The 21201-nt window shown below is 71.0% G+C and carries 16 protein-coding genes and 4 tRNA genes; 2 read left to right on the forward strand and 18 right to left on the reverse strand.

Annotation, left to right across the window (positions count from 1 at the left end):
• Positions 1-17: 17 nt before the first annotated feature.
• Together AACH10_RS01825 and hemC are read right to left on the reverse strand one after the other, a co-directional pair.
• Entirely contained in the window at positions 18-821 is an 804-nt protein-coding gene (locus tag AACH10_RS01825; RefSeq protein WP_341408645.1) for a uroporphyrinogen-III synthase, read from the reverse strand.
• 33 nt (positions 822-854) lie between these two features.
• Positions 855-1802, reverse strand: a complete 948-nt coding sequence (gene hemC / locus AACH10_RS01830) for a hydroxymethylbilane synthase (RefSeq protein ID WP_341408646.1) — start codon at positions 1800-1802, stop codon at positions 855-857.
• Positions 1803-2004: 202 nt separating this feature from the next.
• Here hemC and ppc point away from each other — a divergent pair, with 202 nt between their 5' ends.
• Both ppc and AACH10_RS01840 read left to right on the forward strand, forming a co-directional pair.
• The gene (gene ppc / locus AACH10_RS01835) at positions 2005-4866 is read left to right on the forward strand and encodes a phosphoenolpyruvate carboxylase (protein ID WP_341408647.1); all 2862 of its coding nucleotides are present in this window, start codon (positions 2005-2007) and stop codon (positions 4864-4866) included.
• A gap of 103 nt (positions 4867-4969) precedes the next feature.
• Positions 4970-5878: a DUF4394 domain-containing protein gene (locus AACH10_RS01840; RefSeq protein WP_341408648.1), complete on the forward strand. Its 909-nt coding sequence runs from the start codon at positions 4970-4972 to the stop codon at positions 5876-5878.
• Positions 5879-5935: 57 nt separating this feature from the next.
• On the opposite strand, the gene AACH10_RS01845 is transcribed toward AACH10_RS01840, so the two are convergent.
• From AACH10_RS01845 to AACH10_RS01920, 16 genes are all read right to left on the reverse strand, one after another.
• A tRNA-Glu gene (locus AACH10_RS01845) sits at positions 5936-6011 on the reverse strand.
• A gap of 52 nt (positions 6012-6063) precedes the next feature.
• A tRNA-Ala gene (locus AACH10_RS01850) sits at positions 6064-6139 on the reverse strand.
• A 141-nt stretch (positions 6140-6280) separates the two neighbouring features.
• Positions 6281-6356 (reverse strand) — tRNA-Glu (locus AACH10_RS01855).
• A gap of 52 nt (positions 6357-6408) precedes the next feature.
• Positions 6409-6484 (reverse strand) — tRNA-Ala (locus AACH10_RS01860).
• A 98-nt stretch (positions 6485-6582) separates the two neighbouring features.
• Complete coding sequence (gene gltX, locus AACH10_RS01865) at positions 6583-7998, reverse strand: glutamate--tRNA ligase (protein ID WP_341408649.1); 1416 nt, start codon at positions 7996-7998, stop codon at positions 6583-6585.
• 6 nt (positions 7999-8004) lie between these two features.
• Entirely contained in the window at positions 8005-9279 is a 1275-nt protein-coding gene (locus tag AACH10_RS01870) for an O-succinylhomoserine sulfhydrylase (RefSeq protein WP_423228542.1), read from the reverse strand.
• A gap of 7 nt (positions 9280-9286) precedes the next feature.
• The gene (gene purF / locus AACH10_RS01875) at positions 9287-10813 is read right to left on the reverse strand and encodes an amidophosphoribosyltransferase (RefSeq protein WP_341408650.1); all 1527 of its coding nucleotides are present in this window, start codon (positions 10811-10813) and stop codon (positions 9287-9289) included.
• A 67-nt stretch (positions 10814-10880) separates the two neighbouring features.
• Positions 10881-11411 (reverse strand): CvpA family protein, encoded by a 531-nt coding sequence (locus AACH10_RS01880; protein ID WP_341408651.1) that lies wholly within the window; start codon positions 11409-11411, stop codon positions 10881-10883.
• Positions 11412-11420: 9 nt separating this feature from the next.
• Positions 11421-12323, reverse strand: coding sequence for an SPOR domain-containing protein (locus AACH10_RS01885; protein WP_341408652.1), 903 nt, complete (start codon positions 12321-12323; stop codon positions 11421-11423).
• Between the two features lie 95 nt (positions 12324-12418).
• The gene (folC, locus tag AACH10_RS01890; protein WP_341408653.1) at positions 12419-13750 is read right to left on the reverse strand and encodes a bifunctional tetrahydrofolate synthase/dihydrofolate synthase; all 1332 of its coding nucleotides are present in this window, start codon (positions 13748-13750) and stop codon (positions 12419-12421) included.
• 64 nt (positions 13751-13814) lie between these two features.
• Positions 13815-14687: an acetyl-CoA carboxylase, carboxyltransferase subunit beta gene (gene accD / locus AACH10_RS01895; RefSeq protein WP_341408654.1), complete on the reverse strand. Its 873-nt coding sequence runs from the start codon at positions 14685-14687 to the stop codon at positions 13815-13817.
• A gap of 41 nt (positions 14688-14728) precedes the next feature.
• Positions 14729-15541 (reverse strand): tryptophan synthase subunit alpha, encoded by an 813-nt coding sequence (gene trpA, locus AACH10_RS01900; RefSeq protein WP_341408655.1) that lies wholly within the window; start codon positions 15539-15541, stop codon positions 14729-14731.
• Positions 15538-16839 (reverse strand): tryptophan synthase subunit beta, encoded by a 1302-nt coding sequence (trpB, locus tag AACH10_RS01905; RefSeq protein ID WP_341408656.1) that lies wholly within the window; start codon positions 16837-16839, stop codon positions 15538-15540. Before trpB ends, trpA begins: the two co-directional genes overlap by 4 nt.
• A gap of 74 nt (positions 16840-16913) precedes the next feature.
• Complete coding sequence (locus tag AACH10_RS01910; protein ID WP_341408657.1) at positions 16914-17573, reverse strand: phosphoribosylanthranilate isomerase; 660 nt, start codon at positions 17571-17573, stop codon at positions 16914-16916.
• Positions 17570-18379: a tRNA pseudouridine(38-40) synthase TruA gene (truA, locus tag AACH10_RS01915; RefSeq protein ID WP_341408658.1), complete on the reverse strand. Its 810-nt coding sequence runs from the start codon at positions 18377-18379 to the stop codon at positions 17570-17572. Before truA ends, AACH10_RS01910 begins: the two co-directional genes overlap by 4 nt.
• The gene (locus AACH10_RS01920) at positions 18376-21003 is read right to left on the reverse strand and encodes a motility hub landmark protein FimV (RefSeq protein WP_479725272.1); all 2628 of its coding nucleotides are present in this window, start codon (positions 21001-21003) and stop codon (positions 18376-18378) included. Before AACH10_RS01920 ends, truA begins: the two co-directional genes overlap by 4 nt.
• Between the last annotated feature and the right edge of the window lie 198 nt (positions 21004-21201).

Raw genomic sequence — 21201 nt, forward strand, 5'->3', positions numbered from 1 at the left:
GCCAGCCGGCACCCCACTCAGGCCTGGGGCACGGATCCGTCGGCCGGGCCCGCCAGCGCGTCCGCCACGGCCTCGGGCGATGGTGACACCTGCCGCACCAGGCCGAAGCCCAGCGCCTGCGCCGAGGCCGCAATGCGCGGGTGCGTAGCCAGCGCCAGCGAGGTCGACCAGTCGGCCCCAGGGGCCAGCTGCGGCAGGTGGCCCACGGCCTCGCTGCTGCTGAACAACCAGGCATGGGCGGCCGGCCGGTCGAGGGCGACGGCCAGTCGGGCCTGCTGCGCGGCATCCAGCACCGGGGCGCCCCGGCGGTAGGCCTCGACGAAGGCGACCTGGGCGCCGGCGGCGCGCAGCGTGTCGGCCAGCCAGTCGCGCCCGCCCTCGCCCCGCACGATCAGCGCCGATCCGCCCTGCCAGTCTCGGCGCGGCTGCAGGCAGCGCCACAGGGCTTCGGAATCGAAGCGGCCGTCGGCCTCAGGGGGCGACACGATGGCCGCTGCCGGCACGCCGGCCGTGCGCAGCGCCCGCGCCGTGCCCGGGCCGGTGCTGCCCGCCCACACCGTGGCGGGCCACACCGCAGCGTCCGGGCGCTGCGCGAAGAAGCGCTCCACCGCGCTGGGGCTGACGAACATCACCAGCGTGCGTGACGGCACCGTGGCCCAGGCCGCCCGCACGGCCGCGGCGTCGGGCGCGTCGCCGATCGCCAGCAGCGGCAGCGCGCTGGCCGGCAGGCCCAGCGCCTGCAGCCGGCCCACCCACTCGTCGGCCTGCGGTTGCGGCCGGGTGACGAGCACGCAGCGCAGCGCACCGCTGGCGTGGCGCATGCAATCGCCCCGTGATCCGGCCGCGCCGTCCGCTCAGGCCGCTGGCGCGGCCAGGTAGGCCTCGGCGCCCTGCGCCCGCAGGCGGGCCGCCGCCGCCTCGCCCAGCGCGGCGGCGGCTGCCGTCGCATCGGCCGCGGCCAGCGGCGTGGCCGAGATGCGGGTGCGCAGCAGCGGGCGCGTGGGCTCGCTGGCCGAACCCAGCGCGGCATTGATGGTCAGCGTGTCGCCCTGCCAGGTGGCGTGGGCGGCCAGCGGCATGCTGCAGCTGCCGCCCAGCGCGCGCGAGACCGCACGTTCGGCATGCGCCGCCAGCCAGGTGGGCTGGTGCGTCAGCTCGCCCAGCTGGGCGCGCAGCGTGGTGGCGTCGGCGCGCACCTCGATGCCCAGCGCGCCCTGGCCGGCGGCGGGGATCATGTCGGCCGGATCGAAGGTGGCGCGGATGCGCTCGCCCAGGCCCAGGCGCTTCAGGCCGGCGGCGGCCAGCACGATGGCGTCGTAGCCGCCTTCGTCGAGCTTGCGCAGGCGCGTGTCGAGGTTGCCGCGCAGCGGCTCGATGCGCAGGTCGGGCCGCAGGGTCAGCAGCTGCACCACGCGCCGCAGGCTGCTGGTGCCCACCACCGCGCCCGGCGGCAGCTCGGCCACGCTGGCGTAGCGGCTGGAGACGAAGGCGTCGCGCGGGTCTTCGCGCTCGAGCACGGCGGCCAGCACGAAGCCGTCGGGCAGCTCCATCGGCACGTCCTTCAGCGAGTGCACGGCCAGGTGGGCGCGCCCCTCCTCCAGCGCCACCTCCAGCTCCTTCACGAACAGGCCCTTGCCGCCCACCTTGCTGAGCGAGCGGTCGAGGATCTGGTCGCCGCGGGTGGTCATGCCCAGCAGCTCGACGGCAAGGCCGAAGCGCTGGCCGAGCAGCGCGCGCACATGTTCGGCCTGCCACAGGGCAAGGCGGCTTTCTCGGGTGGCGATCAGGGTGGGCTGGGTCATCGTGCCGCGGATTATCGCCGCGCACCGCTTTGGCGCAGCCCGGCGCGCGGGCGCGGGCACGCCGCTTGCACGCTGCGCGACCGCGCAACGCGGGCGTGCCGACGGCCGCCCATGACGCGCGGCGCGCGCGCTGGTACGATCCGGCCGACCGCCTGTCGATGGGTAATTTGGTTACATCGTCAGAGACACACGGAGAACGTCCATGCCCCGCGCCGCAGCACCCCGCCGATCCAGCAAGAACCCCTCGGAATCCCAGCAGCGCGACGACATTCGCGACGCCGCCGAGAAGAACAAGCCGCTGGTCGAGGATATCCGGTTACTCGGCCGCATCCTGGGCGACGTGATCCGTGAGCAGGAGGGAACCGAGGCCTTCGAGCTGATCGAGCGGGTGCGCCGGCTGTCGGTGGCCTACCGCCTGAAGAAGGACGCTTCGGCCGGCCGCGTGCTCGACCGGCTGCTGAAGAACCTGTCGGCCGACCAGACAGTGAGCGTGATCCGCGCCTTCAGCTACTTCTCGCACCTGGCCAACATCGCCGAAGACCGCCACCATGTGCGCCGCCGCGTGCACCACGAGCGCCAGGGCCACCTGCAGGAAGGCTCGCTGGCCGTGACCTTCGAGCGCCTGCACCGCGCCGACATCCGCGCCGCCGACGTGGCGCAGATGCTCGACCACGCCTACATCGCCCCGGTGCTCACCGCCCACCCCACCGAGGTGCAGCGCAAAAGCATCCTGGATGCCGAGCGCGCGGTGGCCGAGCTGGTGGGCCAGCGCGACGAACTGCCGACCGAGCGTGAACGTGCCGACAACGAGGCCCTGCTGCGCGCCCGCGTCACGCAGCTGTGGCAGACGCGCATGCTGCGCTACACCAAGCTGACCGTGGCCGACGAGATCGAGAACGCGCTCAGCTACTACCAGAGCACCTTCCTGCGCCAGATCCCGCGCCTGTACCGCGAGCTGGAGCAGCACCTGCACGGCCACAGCGTGCCCAGCTTCCTGCGCATGGGCCAGTGGATCGGCGGCGACCGCGACGGCAACCCCAACGTCACCGCCGACACGATGCGCATGGCCCTGGCCAAGCAGAGCGAGGTGGCGCTGCGCTTTTACCTGACCGAGGTGCATGCACTGGGCGCCGAGCTGTCGATCAGCCAGATGCTGGCCGGCGTGACACCCGAGATGAAGGCCCTGGCCGAGGCCTCGCCCGATGCCAACCCGCACCGCGAGGACGAGCCCTACCGCCGCGCGCTGATCGGCATCTACGCCCGCCTGGCCGCCAGCCTGCATGCACTGACCGGCACCGAGGCGCTGCGCCACGCGGTGCCGCCGCAGAACCCGTATGCCGGCCCCGACGAGTTCCTGGCCGACCTGCGCGTCATCGAGGCCAGCCTGAAGGCCCACCACGCCCAGGCGCTGGTGGCGCCCCGCCTGGCGCCGCTGATGCGCGCGGTGCAGGTGTTCGGCTTCCACCTGGCCACACTCGACCTGCGCCAGAGCAGCGACAAGCACGAGGCCGTGCTGGCCGAGCTGCTGGCCACCGCGCGGCTGCACCCCGACTACTCGTCGCTGGACGAGGCCGCCAAGCGCGCGCTGCTGCTGCAGCTGCTCAACGACGCGCGGCCGCTGCGCGTGCACGGCGCCGACTATGGCGAACTCACCCGCGGCGAGCTGGCCATCTTCGAGACCGCGCGCGAGATGCTGGCGCGCTATGGCCGCGAGGCACTGCGCCACTGCATCATCAGCCACACAGAGAGCGTCAGCGACCTGCTGGAGCTGCTGCTGCTGCTGAAGGAATGCGGCCTGATGACCGGCACGCTGGACGCCGGCGCACGCAGTGCGCTGATCGTGGTGCCGCTGTTCGAAACCATCGGCGACCTGCGCCTGGCGGCGCCGATCATGCGCGAGTACTACGCCCTGCCCGGCATCACCGCGCTGATCACCGCCAGCGGCGGCGAGCAGGACATCATGCTGGGCTACAGCGACAGCAACAAGGACGGTGGCTTCTTCACCAGCAACTGGGAGCTGTACCGCGCCGAACTGGCCCTGGTGGCGCTGTTCGAGCCGCTGCGCGCCGAACACGGCATCACGCTGCGCCTGTTCCATGGCCGTGGCGGCACGGTGGGCCGTGGTGGCGGCCCCAGCTACCAGGCCATCCTGGCCCAGCCGCCGGGCACGGTGAACGGGCAGATCCGCCTGACCGAACAGGGCGAGGTCATCGGCAGCAAGTACGCCCACCCCGAGATCGGCCGCCGCAACCTCGAAACCCTGGTGGCCGCCACGCTGGAGGCCACGCTGCTGCATGGCAGCACCAGCCACAAGCCGGGCCAGACCGCGGGCGCCCCGAAGTCCTTCCTGGAGGCCGCGGCACAGATCAGCGACGCCAGCTTCGCCGCCTACCGCAAGCTGGTCTACGAGACCGGTGGCTTCACCGACTACTTCTTCTCGGCCACGCCGATCCGCGAGATCGCCGAGCTGAACATCGGCAGCCGTCCGGCCAGCCGCAAGGCCACGCGCGCCATCGAAGACCTGCGCGCCATCCCCTGGGGCTTCAGCTGGGGCCAGTGCCGCGTGGCGCTGCCGGGCTGGTGCGGCTTCGGCTCGGCGGTCGAGGCCTACCTGGCGGGCACCGACGGCGGCGCCGGGGCCGACAAGCGGCTGGAACTACTGCAGAAGATGCACCGCCAGTGGCCGTTCTTCCGCACCCTGCTGTCGAACATGGACATGGTGCTGGCCAAGAGCGATCTGCGCATCGCCGCGCGCTACGTCGAGCTGGTGGAGGACAAGCGACTGGGCAAGCGCATCTTCACGGCCATCAAGGACGAGTGGGAGCGCACGGCGGGCGTGCTGTCGCGCATCACCGGTGAGGCCGAGCGCCTGCAGGGCAACCCGGCGCTCGCACGCTCGATCGAGCACCGCTTCCCGTACCTGGATCCGCTGAACCACCTGCAGGTGGAACTGATGCGCCGCTATCGCAGCCGCAAGGACGGGGCGCCGGACAACGAGCGCCTGCAGCGCGGCATCCACCTGTCGATCAACGGCATCGCCGCCGGCCTGCGCAACACCGGCTGACCCCGCGAACGCGGGGGCCCGGCGCGCATCCACTGCCGCTGGGCCGCGTAAGGGCCTGGGAACCCCCGCCGCGGTGGCGGGTGGACACCCCAAGGAGCCCCGCATGCCCCTGCGCTCACTGTTCCGTCCGGCCACCCTGGCCGCCGCCATCCTGTCGCTGTGCGCCGGCGCCAGCCAAGCCATCACGCTGATCGGCCTGACCAGCGCCAACGAGATCGCGCGCATCGACACCCAGTCCATGGCCGACAGCCGTGTCGCCATCACCGGGCTGAGCATGCCCGGCGAACGCCTGGTGGGCCTGGACACCCGGCCCAGCGACGGCATGCTCTACGGCGTCAGCACCGCCAACAAGATCTACACGCTCGACGCCATGAGCGGCATGGCCACCTGGCGTGCCGACCTGTCGGCGCCGGTGATCGTGGCGTCGCGGGGCTACGGCATCGACTTCAACCCGGTGGCCGACTACAACGGCGCCACCTCGCTGCGCCTGGTCAGCAGCGCGGGCGACAACTTCGCGATCAACGCGAACTCCGGCGTGGTGGGCAACGCGGCGAACAAGATCGCCAGCGGCTACAGCGCCGTGGCCTACACCAACAGCATGCCGTTGATGCCGCCGGCACCGGCCAGCACCGCGCTGTACTACATCGACAGCCAGAGCGACATGCTGCGGCGCGCCAGCGGGGCCTTCAACACGCCCACGATCACCGATGTGGGCGCGCTGGGCATCGACGTGCTGCGCGCCAATGGCTTCGACATCGCCGGCAATGGCATGGCCTATGCCGCACTGACGCTGGACGATGCGAGCCTGGCCACCGGCATCTACCGCATCGACCTGGCCAGCGGCCAGGCCTCGCTGCTGCGGCAGTACCAGGGCACGCTGGGCGGCTTGACGGTGAGCGCCGTGCCCGAGCCCGGCACCTGGGCCATGCTGTGCGCTGGCCTGGCCTGGGTGGGCCTGAGCGCCTGGCGTCGCCGTCATCCGGCATCGGCATCGGCGATGCCGCAGGCCTGAGCACCGCGCAAAGAACAACGCCCGCAGTGCTTGCACACTGCGGGCGTTTCACGCGCTTGGCGTCCCCTAGGGGATTCGAACCCCTGTAGTCACCGTGAAAGGGTGGTGTCCTAGGCCTCTAGACGAAGGGGACTGATGACTGACATTGTTGTTTGAACAGCGACCACCCGCAACCCGAAGGAAATTGGTGGAGGTAAGCGGGATCGAACCGCTGACCTCTTGCATGCCATGCAAGCGCTCTCCCAGCTGAGCTATACCCCCGGACTCCTGCACCATTGCCACCAGGGCAACAGCGCCTGAACCATGCTGTTCAAGCAACCGAATACAAACGGCGCCGAAGCGCCGCCTTGTGGAACAGCGCTTTCGCGCTGCCCCTTGCAGAACCCTGCCGAAGCAGAAATCTGGCGTCCCCTAGGGGATTCGAACCCCTGTAGTCACCGTGAAAGGGTGGTGTCCTAGGCCTCTAGACGAAGGGGACTGAAACCTTCACATCGTTTGAACAGCGCCACCGCCGCGCCCCGAAGGGCTGTTGGTGGAGGTAAGCGGGATCGAACCGCTGACCTCTTGCATGCCATGCAAGCGCTCTCCCAGCTGAGCTATACCCCCGTCGGCTTGTCGCGAATCACGGCCTTGCATTGCTGCCTGGCTGCGTTTCGCTTCAAACGTTTTGCTGTTCAAGCGAGTCCATGACTATAGCACGAGCTTTAGAACGACTGCAAGCGCTCCGCCACCATTTTCTTGTCGAACAGGGCCAGCACGGCGTCCACCGAGGGCGTCTGCGCGCGGCCGCACACCAGCACGCGCACCGGCATGGCCAGTTGCGGCATCTTCAGGCCGTGCTGCGTGAGCGTGGCCTTCATCGCCGCAGCGATGCCGGCCTTGTCCCAGGCGGCGGCGTCCAGCTGCGCCACCAGCGTGGCCAGCGCCGGGCGGATGGCATCGGTCAGGTGCGCGGCGCGCTCCTCGTCGCTGGGCGTCACCGGCGCGAAGTACATGGCCAGCCAGTCGGTCAGTTCCAGCGTGGTGCTGCAGCGGTCCTTGAACAGCGCACACATGGCGGCCAGGCGCGCATCCGCCGCCGCCGCGATGCCACGCTTGGCCAGCTGCGTGACCACCAGGCCCGCCAGGCGGCCATCGTCGGCGGCCTTCAGGTGCTGGGCGTTCACCCAGGCCAGCTTGGCCGGGTCCCACTGCGCCGGGCTCTTGGCCAGGTGGCTGCCGTCGAACCACTGCACCATCTGCTCCAGGCTGAACAACTCGTCGTCGCCATGGCTCCAGCCCAGGCGGGCCAGGTAGTTCAGCATGCCCTCGGGCAGGTAGCCAGCGTCCTCGTAGGCGGTGACGCTGACCGCGCCGCGGCGCTTGCTGAGCTTGAGCCCGTCGTCGCCGAGGATGATCGGGCAGTGGCCGTAGTTGGGCAGCGGCGCGCCAGCGGCGATGGCGTGCCAGATGTTGATCTGCCAGGGCGTGTTGTTGATGTGCTCATCGCCACGGAAGACATGCGTGATGCGCATGTCCAGGTCATCGACCACCACCGCGAAGTTGTAGGTGGGCACACCGTCGGGGCGCTGGATGATCAGGTCGTCGATCTCGGTGTTGCTGATGCTGATCGGGCCCTTGACCAGATCGTCCCATGTGACCACGCCGTCCGGCGGGTTGGCAAAACGCACCACCGGCTTCACGCCGTCGGGAATGGCCGGCAGCACCTTGCCCGGCGCCGGACGCCAGCGGCCGTCGTAGCGGGTCTTCTCGCCACGGGCCTTCTGCGCCTCGCGCATGGCGTCCAGTTCTTCCGGGCTGCAGTAGCAGCGGTAGGCGGTACCGGCCGCGATCATCTGGTCGATGACCTGCTGGTAGCGGTCGAGCCGCTGCATCTGGTAGATCGGGCCTTCGTCGTGCTGCAGGCCCAGCCAGGCCATCGAGGCCAGGATCTGGTCGACCGAGTCCTGCGTGGAGCGGGCTACGTCGGTGTCCTCGATGCGCAGCACGAACTCGCCGCCGTGGTGGCGGGCATAGGCCCAGCTGTACAGCGCGGTGCGGGCGGTGCCCAGGTGCAGGAAGCCGGTGGGCGACGGGGCGATCCGGGTACGGACAGGGGTGCGGACGTTGGAGGTGCTCATACGGACTCAGAAACCCAGTTGCGACAGGCCGCGCTGCAGGTCGTCGGTGATGTCGTCGACATGCTCCAGGCCGACGGCAACGCGGATCAGGCCCTGGCCGATGCCGGCGGCCTGGCGCTGCGCCTCGGTGAGGCGCCCGTGCGAGCTGGTGGCCGGGTGGGTGATGATGGTCTTGGTGTCGCCCAGGTTGGTGGCGATGCTCAGCACGCGGGTGCTGTCGATGACCTGGAAGGCGGCCGCACGCGCTGCTTCAGGGCTGTCGGCCTTGACGTCGAAGGACACCACCGCGCCGCCCAGGCCCGACTGCTGGCGCATCGCCAGCGCATGCTGCGGATGCGAGGCCAGGCCGGGGTAGTACACCCGGGCGACGGCCGGGTGGGCTTCCAGCCAGCGCGCCACGGCCAGCGCGGCCTCGCTCTGCGCCTTCATGCGCAGGTACAGCGTCTCCATGCCCTTCAGCGCCACCCAGGCGTTGAACGGCGCCAGCGTCATGCCGGCGGTGCGCAGCGTGGGGCCGAACACGTCGACGATCTGCTTGCTGGCACCGCACAGCGCCCCCGACATCACGCGGCCCTGGCCGTCGAGGTACTTGGTGCCGGCATGCATCACCAGGTCGGCCCCCAGCGCCAGCGGGCGCTGCAGCGCCGGCGAGCAGAAGGTGTTGTCCACCGTCAGCAACGCGCCGGCGGCGTGGGCGATCTCGGCCAGCGCGGCGATGTCGCACACCTCGGTCAACGGGTTGGTGGGCGTCTCGGCGAACAGCAGCCGGGTGTTGGGCTGGATCGCCGCGCGCCATTCGGCCAGATCGGTCTGCGACACGAAGCTGGTGGTGACGCCGAACTTGGCGAATTCCTTGCCGAACAGGCCCACGGTGGAGCCGAACACCGAGCGCGAGCACACCACATGGTCACCGGCCTTCAGCAGGCCCATGCCCAGCAGCAGGATGGCACTCATGCCGGTGGAGGTGGCGATGGCGGCTTCCGCCCCTTCCATGGCCGCCAGGCGCTGTTCGAAGCTGCGCACCGTCGGGTTGCTGGTGCGGGCGTAGGTGAAGTCCTCCATGTTCGCGAAGCGCCGCGCCGAGGTCTCGGAATCGGGCTGCACGAAGGCGGTGGTGAGGAACAGCGCCTCGGAGTTCTCGCCATGCTGGCTGGGCGCCAGGGCCGTGCGCACGGCCAGGGTCTCGGGGCGCAGGCCCTCGGGCAGGCGGGCGCGGGCGATGCGGGCCGCCTCGCTGTCGGCGGCGGGCGCCCGCGCGGCGTCGTCGTGTCGGTCGGTCATCGGTGGATCAGGGCTCGCTGCGGTTCTGCAGCGTCAGGCGGCTGCGCGCGGGGCCGTCCTCGTCGTCGTTGCGGGCGGCCGTGCGCTGGGTCGAGATGGCGTCGAAGTCCTCGGCCGAGACGTCGCCGGTGATGTAGCGGCCGTCGAAGCAACTGGCCTCGAAGCCGGTGACCGCCGGGTTCAGCTGGGCCACCACGCGCTTCATCGCGTCCACGTCCTGGTAGATCAGCGCATCGGCGCCGATGTAGGCGCGGATCTCCTCGATCGTGCGGCCGTGGGCGATCAGCTCCTCCTTGGTCGGCATGTCGATGCCGTACACATTGGGGTAGCGCACCGGCGGCGCGGCGCTGGCCATGTAGACCTTGCGGGCGCCCGCGTCACGGGCCATCTGCACGATCTCCTTGCTGGTGGTGCCGCGGACGATGGAGTCGTCCACCAGCAGCACGTTGCGCCCCTTGAACTCGCTGGCGATGGCGTTGAGCTTCTGGCGCACGCTCTTCTTGCGCTGGCCCTGGCCCGGCATGATGAAGGTGCGGCCGACGTAGCGGTTCTTCACAAAGCCTTCGCGGTAGGGCTTGCCGATCTTCTGCGCCAGCTGCATCGCACTCGGGCGGCTGCTCTCGGGGATCGGGATCACCACGTCCACCTCGCTGGGCGGCATGGTGTTGATCAGGCGCTGGGCCAGCGTCTCGCCCATGTTCAGCCGGGCCTGATAGACCGAGATGCCGTCGATCACCGAATCGGGCCGTGCCAGGTACACGTACTCGAACAGGCAGGGGTTGAGCACCGGCTTCTCGGCGCACTGCTGGGCGTGCACCTTGCCGTCCAGGTCGATGAAGATGGCCTCGCCGGGCGCCACGTCGCGCACCACGCGGTGGCCGGTGCCTTCCAGCGCCACGGTCTCGCTGGCCACCATCACCTCGGCACCGCCATCGGGCAGTTGGGTCTCGCCGAACACCAGCGGGCGGATGCCGTAGGGATCGCGGAAGGCCAGCAGGCCATGGCCGGCGATCAGCGCGATCACCGCATACGAGCCGCGGATGCGCTTGTGCACACCGGCCACGGCGCGGAAGATCAGCTCGGGCGTCAGCGGCACGCTGCGGCCGGCCAGCTCCATCTCGTGGGCCAGCACGTTGATCAGCACCTCGGTGTCGCTGGCGGTGTTGATGTGGCGGCGGTCGACATCGAACAGCTCCTGCTTCAGCGCATGGGCGTTGGTCAGGTTGCCGTTGTGCACCAGCACGATGCCGTAGGGCGCGTTGACGTAGAAGGGCTGGGCCTCTTCCTCGTTGAAGGCGTTGCCGGCCGTGGGGTAGCGCACCTGGCCCAGGCCCACCGGGCCGGGCAGCGCGCGCATGTTGCGGGTGCGGAACACGTCGCGCACCATGCCGCGCGCCTTGTGCATGAAGCACTGCGTGCCCTGCATGGTGACGATGCCGGCCGCATCCTGGCCGCGGTGCTGCAGCAGCAGCAGCGCGTCGTAGATCAGCTGGTTGACGGGCGAGCGCGAGATGACGCCGACGATGCCGCACATGGTGGATGGATCCTGAGAGTCGAAGAACGGAATGTGGAGGCCGCTGCGGTCAGGCGCAAGCGGAAGGTCAATCGGTGGGCTGTCGGGGCATGCTGCCGGGCGCGGCGGGCAGGTGCCGGGCCACGGCCTCGGGCAGCATCGGACGCAGGCCCTGCAGCAGCACGCCCAGCCACGCGGCGCCATGCGAATCCTGCCAGGGCTGAGAGCGCACGGCCGGCGTGAGCGCCACCACGGTGGCCAGGGCCAGCAGCAGCACGCCGCCGCGCAGCAGGCCGAAACCGGCGCCCAGCGTGCGGTCGATCAGGGTCAGCGGCGTGGCCTGCACCAGCAGGCGCACCAGCCGCGCCAGCAGCGCCCAGGCCAGCAGCGCGGCGAGGAAGGTCAGCGCGAAGGCCAGGCCCTGCTGCAGCGCCGAGCCCGGCGTGCCGAACGGCAGGTGCTGCGCCACGGCGCCCGACCACAGTTGCGCGGCCACATAAGCCACCAGCCAGCCCACCAGCGACATCAGCTCGAACACCAGGCCGCGCCACAGACCGACCAGCACCGACGCCAGCAGCACCGCCAGCAGACTCCAGTCGACCCAGCCCAGCGCCGCCATGGCCAACCGTCACAGCGTCAGCAGATTGGCCTGCAGGCCCGACGCACGCAGCTTGGCCGCCGCCTTGTCGGCCTCGGCCTTGGTGGCGAACGGGCCCACACGCACGCGGGTGCGCTTGCTGCCGTCCACCTCGACCACCTGCGTGTAGGTCTTGAAGCCCAGCTTCTCGACCTTGGCGCGGGCCTCGCGCAGCTTGGCGGCGTCGGTGTAGGCACCCACCTGCACCACCACGCGGGCGCTGGCGGCGGCACTGGCCGGCACGGCAGCCGCGGGCTTGCCGTCCAGCAGCGCCTGGGCGCGCTGGGCGTCGGCGGTGGGCTTGTCTGCCGTCTTGTCTGCGGTCTTGGCGGCCGGCTTGCTGGCCGCCGGTGCGGGCGCCGCCGCGCTGGCGGCGGCGTGCGGCTTGCTGGCCGGCTTCATGGCCTGTGCAGCCACCACGGCGGCCGTGCCGGCCGCCACCGCAGCTGCGGCGGTGCCGGCGCCCTTGCCGGGCGCCGACGCCTTGGGCGCCACCTCGCGGCCCTGCTCTTCGGCACGTTCGGTGATCACGTCCGGCACAGCCGCCGACTTGCCGGCGGTGGCCGATGCGGGTGCAGCGTCGTGGCGCTCAGGCTGGTCGGGCGGTGCCGGCAGCGGCGCGGCGGCCACGGTGGACGCGCCCGGTGCGGGCGCCAGAACCAGGGGCGGCGCCTTGTCCTTCTGCGGGATCTCGATCGGCACGTCGACCGGGATCGGCCGCGGCTGGGTTTCGAACAGCAACGGGAAGCCGATGATGCCGGCGGCCAGCAGCACGGTGGCGCCGATCAGGCGGCGACGGGCGCGCACCCGGGCGGCGGCCACGGCGTCGGGGGCGGAGGCCCCGTCGGACGAGGAGGCCTCGGACTTGCGCTTGAATTTGTCGAGCAGACCCATGCGGGGCGGGGGTCGCGAGGGCTGGGCCGAAGGGCGGGCATGGCACCCGTGGCTGGCAGCCGGACCGGCAGTTCAGGCCCGATCCACCGATGCGGTCAGCCCAGGTGCCGGGCCGCCAAACGGGGCAGGCCGTCCTTCAACACGCCACCCACGGTGTAGAACGAGCCGAAGACAGCGATTCTATCAGTCGGGTCCGCGCCGGCCGCTGCCGCCGCCAGGGCCTGGGCCGGGTTGGCATGGGTGTGCACGGTCACCGCACGGCCGGCGCTGGCGGCCGTGACGGCCTGGGCCAGTTCGGCCGCGGTGGCGGCGCGGGGCAGCGGCAGATCGGTGAGGTGCCACACGTCCACCAGCGGCGCAATGCGCGCCAGCAGCGTGGCGATGTCCTTGTCGCGCATGGCGCCGAACACTGCGTGCGTGCGCGGGTAGAAGCCCATCTGGTCGAGGTTGAGCGCCAGCGCGGCCACGGCCTGCGGGTTGTGCGCCACGTCCAGCACCAGGGCCGGCTCGCCGGGCACGATCTGGAAGCGCCCGGGCAGCTCCACCAGCGCCAGGCCCTGGCGCACGGCCTGGGCGTTGACCGGCAGCCGGTCGCGCAGCGCCTCGAAGGCCGCCAGCACGCCGGCGGCGTTGAGCAACTGGTTGGCGCCGCGCAGCGCCGGGTAGGCCAGGCCGGCAAAGCGCCGGCCTCGCCCGCTCCAGGCCCATTGCTGGCGGTCGCCCGAGACATTGAAGTCGCGCCCATGCAGCCACAGGTCGGCACCCAGGGCCTCAGCGCGCGCAGCAATGCTGGCCGGCGGCTCGGGGTCGCTGACGATCGCGGGCCGGCCGGCGCGCAGGATGCCCGCCTTCTCGCCACCGATGGTCTCGCGGTCGGGGCCGAGGAACTCGGTGTGGTCGAGTGCGATGCTGGTGATGACCGCGCAATCTGCGTCGATGGCATTCACCGCATCCAGCCGGCCGCCCATGCCCACCTCCAGGATCACCAGGTCGAGCTGGCCGGCGCAGGCGCGCTCGGCCAGGCAGCGCAGGATGGCCAGCGTGGTGAACTCGAACCAGGTCAGCGTGATGGCCGGCTCGCCGGCCGGGCTGGCGCAGCGCGCCGCCTCCACGGCCGCGAAGTGCGGCAGCAGCTCCGCCTCGGCCACCGGCGCGCCGTTGACGCGGCAGCGCTCCTGGAAGTGCACCAGGTGCGGCTTGATGTACAGGCCCACGCGGTAGCCCGCGGCCAGGCCGATGGCCTCCAGCATCGCGCAGGTGCTGCCCTTGCCGTTGGTGCCGGCAACGCTGATGACCGGCACCTCGCCGAAGCTCAAGCCCAGCCGGTCGCGCACCGCCACGCAGCGCTCCAGCGTCATGTCGATGGTCTTGGGATGCAGTTGCTCGCAGTGGGCGAGCCAGCCATCCAACGTGGTGGGCAGGGTCATGGTCGGTTGCTCAAAGCAGATCGGGCCCCGCAGGGCCCGATGCTGGTGAAGGGCTCAGGCTGCCTCAGGCAACGGCATCCGCGCTCTGGCGCTGCAGCATGGCCAGCATGCTGGCGATGCTCTGGCGCAACTGCCGGCGGTCGACGATCTGGTCGACCGCGCCCTTGGTCATCAGGAACTCGGCGCGCTGGAAGCCTTCAGGCAACTTCTCGCGCACGGTGTTCTCGATCACGCGCGGGCCGGCAAACCCGACCAGCGCCTTGGGCTCGGCGATCACCACATCGCCGACGAAGGCGAACGAGGCCGACACGCCGCCCATGGTCGGGTCGGTCAGCACGCTGATGTAGGGCAGTTTGGCCTTGGCCAGGCGGGTGAGCGCCGCATTGGTCTTGGCCATCTGCAGCAGGCTGAACAGGCCTTCCTGCATGCGCGCGCCGCCGGTGGCGGTGAAGCACACGAAGGGCACCTTCTGCTCGACCGCCGCCTCGACACCGCGCACGAAGCGCTCGCCGACCACCGAGCCCATCGAGCCGCCCATGAAGTCGAACTCGAAGCAGGCGGCCACCAGCGGCACGCTCATCACGGCGCCGCCGATGACCACCAGCGCGTCGGTCTCGCCGGTGGTTTCCAGCGCGTCCTTCAGACGCTCGGGGTACTTGCGGCTGTCCTTGAACTTCAGCGGGTCGACCGGCACCACCTCCTGGCCGACCTCGTAGCGCCCTTCGGCGTCGAGGAACGCATCGAGACGCGCGCGCGCACCGATGCGGTGGTGGTGGCTGCACTTGGGGCAGACGTTGAGGTTCTTGGCCAGGTCGGTGTTGTAGAGCACCGTGTCGCACGACGGGCACTTGACCCACAGGCCTTCGGGGACCGAACGGCGCTCGGTGGGGTCCGTCTGCTGGATCTTGGGGGGCAGCAGTTTCTCGAGCCAACTCATGCGGTGCTCTCCTTCTTCAACAACAAGACCGGCAACCGAGGTTACCGGGCATCCAATGCGGCGCGGATCTCGGCCATGAAGCCGCGGGCCACGCCGGCCACCTGGTCTCGCGGGGCCTTCTCCAGCAACTGGATCAGGCGCGAGCCGATGACCACCGCGTCCGCCACCTGGGCCACCGCCCGGGCCGTGACGGCGTCACGAATCCCGAAGCCTACCCCAACCGGCACGTTGACATGCGCGCGGATCCGTGGCACCGCTTCGGCCACGGCCGAGGTGTCCAGGTGGCCGGCGCCGGTCACGCCCTTCAGCGACACGTAGTACACGTAGCCGGTGGCGATGCGGCCGACCTGGGCCATGCGCTGCTCGGTGCTGGTGGGCGCCAGCAGGAAGATCAGGTCGAGTCCGGCGGCTTTCAGGTCGGCGGCAAAGGTCTCGCACTCTTCCGGCGGGTAGTCGACGATCAGCAGGCCATCGACGCCGGCCGCCGCCGCATCGCGGATGAAGGCGCCGGCACCGCGCTTCTGGTCGTAGCGCTCCACCGGGTTGGCGTAGCCCATCAGCACCACCGGTGTGGTGGCGTTGCCGGTGCGGAACTGGCGCACGATGTCCAGCACCTGCGTCGTGCCGATGCCGCGCGCCAGCGCGCGTTCGCTGGCCTGCTGGATGACCGGGCCATCGGCCATCGGATCGCTGAACGGCACGCCCAGTTCGATGATGTCGGCGCCGCCGGCGGCCAGCGCGGCCATGATCTCGGGCGTGGCGTAGGCGAACGGATCGCCGGCGGTGACGTACGGGATCAGGGCCTGGCGGCCCTCGGCCTTCAGCTTCGCAAGCGTGTTGGCGATGCGGCTCACTTCTTCACCTCCACGACTTGCTCGCCGCCCTTGACGGACTGTCCCCGGCACGACGGCCGGCAGTAGAAATCGGCACCCGACAGGTCGGCCACGGTGCCGATGTCCTTGTCGCCGCGGCCGCTCAGGTTGACCAGCAGGTGCTGGTCGGCCGGCAGCGTGGCGGCCAGCTTCATCGCATAGGCCACGGCGTGGCTCGATTCCAGCGCCGGGATGATGCCCTCGGTGCGGCACAGGCGGTGGAAGGCCGCCAGCGCCTCGTCGTCGGTGATGCCCACGTATTCGGCGCGGCCGATGTCCTTCAGGTAGGCATGCTCGGGGCCCACGCCGGGGTAGTCCAGGCCGGCCGAGACCGAGTGCGTCTCGATGATCTGGCCGTTGTCGTCCTGCAGCAGGTAGGTGCGGTTGCCGTGCAGCACGCCGGGCGAGCCCTTCTGCAGCGAGGCCGAATGCTTGCCGCTGTCCAGGCCCTGCCCTGCGGCCTCGACGCCGATCAGGCGCACCCCCTCGTGCGGGATGTAGGGGTAGAAGATGCCCATGGCGTTGCTGCCGCCGCCCACGCAGGCGATCACCGCATCGGGCTGGCGCCCGGCCGGGCCACCCAGCGACTGGATCATCTCGGGCATCTGCACCAGGCACTCGTCGCCGATCACGCGCTGGAAGTCGCGCACCATCGCCGGATAGGGGTGCGGGCCGGCCACCGTGCCGATGATGTAGAAGGTGTTCTCGACGTTGGTCACCCAGTCGCGCATGGCCTCGTTGAGCGCGTCCTTCAGCGTCTTGCTGCCGCTCTCCACCGGCACCACGCGGGCGCCCAGCAGGTGCATGCGGTAGACGTTGGGGCTCTGGCGCTTGACGTCCTCGGCACCCATGTAGACCACGCATTCCAGGCCGAAGCGCGCACAGATCGTGGCCGTGGCCACGCCATGCTGGCCAGCGCCGGTTTCGGCGATGACGCGCGGCTTGCCCATGCGCTTGGCCAGCAGGGCCTGGCCGATGGTGTTGTTGACCTTGTGCGCACCGGTGTGGTTGAGGTCCTCGCGCTTCAGGTAGATCTGTGCGCCGCCGATCTCGCGCGACAGGCGCGCCGCGTGATACACCGGGCTGGGGCGGCCGACGAAGTGCCTGAGCTCACGCTGGAATTCGGCGATGAACTCGGGATCGTGGCGGTAGTGCTCGTAGGCGGCGTTGAGTTCGTCGAGCGCATGCACAAGCGTCTCGGAGACGAAACTGCCGCCGTAGTTCAGGCCGTTGACGGGCCCGAAATGCCCTTGGGCATCGGGTTGCTGGTAGTCGATCATGGCAATGGGATCCGGAATGCCGCTGCCCGGCCGGGGCGGCGGCTGCAAATGACTGGCGGGGCGCACGCCGCCGCTCAACCGGCGGCGTCGGCGATGCGGGCATCGGCCTCACGCACCGCATCGCAGAACTGGCGCATCAGCACCGCGTCCTTCAGGCCCTTGGCGACTTCGACGCCGGAAGAGACGTCAACCGCCCAGGGGCGCACCTGCAGGATCCCATCGATCACGCTTGCAGGATTCAACCCACCAGACAAAACGACCGGACGGGCGACGTTGGGAGGTACGAGTGACCAATCGAAGGCCTTTCCACCGCCACCGTAGCCCTCGACATGGGCGTCGAGCAGGATGCCGGCAGCGTTCGCGAATGCGAGGGCGAAGTCTAGCAAAGCGAAGCCCGGCGCCATGCGCGCGGCCCGCAGGTAGGGGCGTTGCGCGGCGTCGCAATCGGCCGGCGTCTCGTCGCCGTGGAACTGCAGCAAGGCGTTGGGCACCGCCGCCACGGCCTGGGCGATCTCGGCCGGCGTGGCGTTGACGAACAGCAGCACCGGTGTCACGAAAGGCGGCAGACGCCGCGCCAGGTCGGCCGCACGTGCCACGCTCACCGCACGCGGGCTCTTGGCGTACAGCACGAAGCCGATGGCGTCGGCGCCGCAGGCCACCGCGGCATCGACATCGGCCTCGCGCGTCAGGCCGCAGATCTTGATGCGCGTGCGTTGGGTCAGGGGTTGCGTCATGGGAACCAGTCCATCGCCGGCGTGTGGATGGGGATGCCGTGGCGCGCATCGTAGTCGGCGCCAGCGAAATACAGGCCGTCGGCGGCGAAGGTGGGCGCCGCGGCATCGCGGCTGCGTGCGGCCAGCACCTCGGCCATCCAGCCCGGCGGCTGGCGCCCGGCGCCGATGGTGACCAGGCAGCCCATGATGTTGCGCACCATGTGGTGCAGAAACGCCGAGCCGTCGAAGTCGAAGCGCCAGTAGCCACGCTCGGGCTCGCCGCGATAGGCCATCGAGATCGCGCGCAGCGTCTTCACCGGGCTTCTGGCCTGGCATTCGGCCGAGCGGAAGGACGAGAAGTCATGCTCGCCGATCAGATGCGCGGCGCCGGCGCGCATGGCCTCGCCGTCCAGCGGCCGGAAGGTCCAGCCCACCTGCCCGGCCTCCAGCGACGGGCGCAGCGGCGACTCCAGCAGCAGGTAGCGGTAGCGCCGGCCGATGGCCGAGAAGCGGGCGTGGAAGTCGGCCTCGACCGGCTGGCACCACTGCAGGCCGATGTCGTGCGGCAGGTAGCGGTTGGTGCCGCGCAGCCACGAGAAGGGCTCGCGGCTGACCGGGCTGTCGAGGTGCACCACCTGGTTGAAGGCGTGCACGCCGGCGTCGGTGCGGCCGGCGCAGTGCACCTCGATGGGCGTGTCGGCGAAGCGGCTCAGCGCCTGCTGCAATGCATCTTGCACCGTGCCGCCGCCGGGCTGGCTCTGCCAGCCGCGGTAGGCATTGCCGCGGTAGGCGACGCCGAGCGCGATGCGCTGGACGCCGGCACTCACCCGAGGCTGTCGAGCATCGCCTGCGCCTTGGCGCGCAGCGTGCCCTGGGCCTTGGCCACGACCTCGGCCACGAGGTCGCGAGCGCCCTCCAGATCGCCGATCTGGCGGAACTCCTCGGCCAGCTCGAGCTTGCGCGCCAGCGGGTCGGCGTCCTCCGGCAGCAGATGCTCCAGGTGGCCCGGTGCGGTGGGCGTGGTGTCGTGCGCATCGAGGCGCGAGTCGCCGAAGCCCTGCGGACCGGTGTTGCGCACCGACACCATGGTCTGCGTGCGCTGGTCCAGCGGGTCGTCCAGCGACATCGACAGCGAGTCGAAGTCGAGGTCGGCGCGCTGCGTGTCGGCCGCCGGCATGCGCGGGGGCACCTGGGTGCGCGCGTTGAAGTCGAAGTCTAGGCCGTTGTCGGCCGGACGCCGCAGCCCCGGCGCCAGCGGCTGGGTCATCTCGGCCGGCTGCGTGGGCAGGTCGCCCGGCGCGGTGAGATCGAGGTCCAGATCCAGGTCGATGTCCAGGTCGACGCTGTGCGGTTGGGTGGGCTGGGCCGCCGGATCGTCGGGCGACAGCGTGCTCTGGCCATGGGTCAGCGCATGCGGCTGCGTGGTGGCCGACAGCGGCTCGACGACCACGCGCTCACCGTCGAGGATGATCTCCTCGGGGTGGCCACCCGGCTGGTAGAGCTGGTTGTCGGGATCGATCTGCAGGCCGAGCTCCTGGGCCCGCGCCCAGTCACCGCCCATGCCCTTGGTCAGCGCATACAGCTGCGTGGCCAGCAGCTCGAAGCCCTTGGTGTCGCGGCGCTTGGCGTACACCTCGAGCAGCTTGGTGCGCACGGCCAGCCGGTCGGGCGTGGCGCGCATCGCTTCCTTGAGGATTTCCTCGGCCTGCAGGTCGCGGCCGTAGGCCAGGTAGACATCGGCCTCGGCCACCGGGTCCACATCGCCGATCGCATCGAGCTGGCTGAGCGAGTAGCCCATCGAGCTGGCGCCGCTGGGCGACGCGTCGCGCGTGTCCACGCGCTGGCCGCCGCTGGCCCCGAAGAACGAATCGGGCTGCATGCGGCTCTCGAGGAACGAGGTCTCGGTGCCGGCCTTGTCGAGCTTGCGCCGCGCGCGCCAGGCGATCAGGCCGCTCAGCGCCACCACCAGACCGCCCAGGCCGGGCAGCAGCCAGGGGTTGGCAGTCAGGCTGTCCATCAGACTGCCCCCGGCGGCCGGCTCGGGTGGCGGCGCCGGCCGCACGGCCGGCTTGCTGGCCGGCAGCGCCGCCGTGACCGGCAGCGGCGCAGCGCTGCTGGCCGGCGGCGTGGCCACCGCCGTGGCGGGTGCCGGGGCTGGCGGCAGCACGGCAGGCGCCGAGGCCGCCGTGGGCGCGGGGGCCGGCGCCACCGCCGGGGCCGGCACGGCCACGCCCGGCGCGACCTGGGCGGTGCCCTGCTGCACCTTCTTCAGCTCTTCGACATTGCGCGTCAGTTCGGCCACACGGGTGGCGGCTTCCTTGCGCTCGGTGGACTGCGAGGCCTGCACCTCGGGCGCATTGGCCTTGACCGCGCCGCTGCTGAGCTTGAGCTTGTCGGGCGTGGGCGCGACGGCCTGCTTGCGGTCGTCGACCGAGGCCTGCACATTGCCCTGGGCGCGACCGGTCGGCACGGTCTGCGCCGGCGCGGGCGGCGCCTCGGCCGCAAGCTTGCCGCGGTAGGCGCCGAAGTCGTTGCTCTGGGCGATGATCAGGCGCTTGGCCTCGGCCACCGGAATGCCCTTGAGCGTCTCGGCCGCCGGCACCTTCAGCACCGAGCCGGCGCGCAGGCGGTTGATGTTGTCCTTGATGAACGCGTCGGGGTTGGCGCGGTACAGGCCGGCCAGCATCTGGTCGAGCGACACGCCGGCCGGCGCGGTGCGCGCGGCGATGCGGCTGAGCGACTCGCCAGGGCGCACGGCATGCTCGGTGGCACCCGGGCCGGCCGGCAGCGGCGCCGGACGTTGACCCGCTTCAGCCGCCACGGGCGCCGGGGCGGGTGCCGGCGGACGCGGACGCTCGGCCCGCTCAACCCGCTCGGGGGCGGGCGTGGGCGCCGGCGACGGCGCAGGACGAGGCGCGGCGGCCTGGCGCGGGGCCGGCGCCGGCGCGGCAGAGGGCGCCGGCTCGGGCGCCGGGCGCGGCGCGGCGGCGATCACCGGGGCCACCGGCGCCGGGGCCGGCGGCGGCGCGTTGCGGCTGCCGGGCGGGTCGAACAGCAGCGTGTATTCGCGCACCAGGCGGCCGGTGCTGGAGTTCACCTCGAGGATCACCTCGATGAAAGGCTCCTGCACGGCACGGTCGCCGCTCAGGCGCACATAGGCGCGACCGTCGCGCCGCACCACCGAGGCCTGCACCCCGGCCAGCACGGCGTTGTAGTCGACACCGGCGGCGCGGTAGGCGTCGGGCGAGGCCACGCGCACATTCAGCGAGGCTGCCTCGTCGGGCGCCAGGCTGGTGATGTCGATCTCGGCACGCATGCCCTCGCCGAGGGCCGACTGGACTGTCAGGCGCCCCAATCCGACGGCCGATGCGTCGAGCGGCGCGGCGCCGAGGGCCGCGAGAGCGGCCAACGCCAGCGCGGTGCGGGCGGCGAAAAGGGGGCGGTTGTTCAAGGCATCTCCACAACAGCATCAGGGCCCTGCCAGTCGGCAGCGCCCCCAAGGGTGATTGTCAGGCCCTGAGCGGACACCCGAACCCAACCCCGGATGCACGAAACCACAATAGCATCAGGCAGATACGCTGACAAGCTCATGCATTGTCTGACGTTCGGCGGCGCGCCGGCACATGCGCTTCGCACGCCACTCGCGATG

Source organism: Pseudaquabacterium inlustre, from assembly GCF_038066595.1.
Classification (GTDB): domain Bacteria; phylum Pseudomonadota; class Gammaproteobacteria; order Burkholderiales; family Burkholderiaceae_C; genus Pseudaquabacterium; species Pseudaquabacterium inlustre.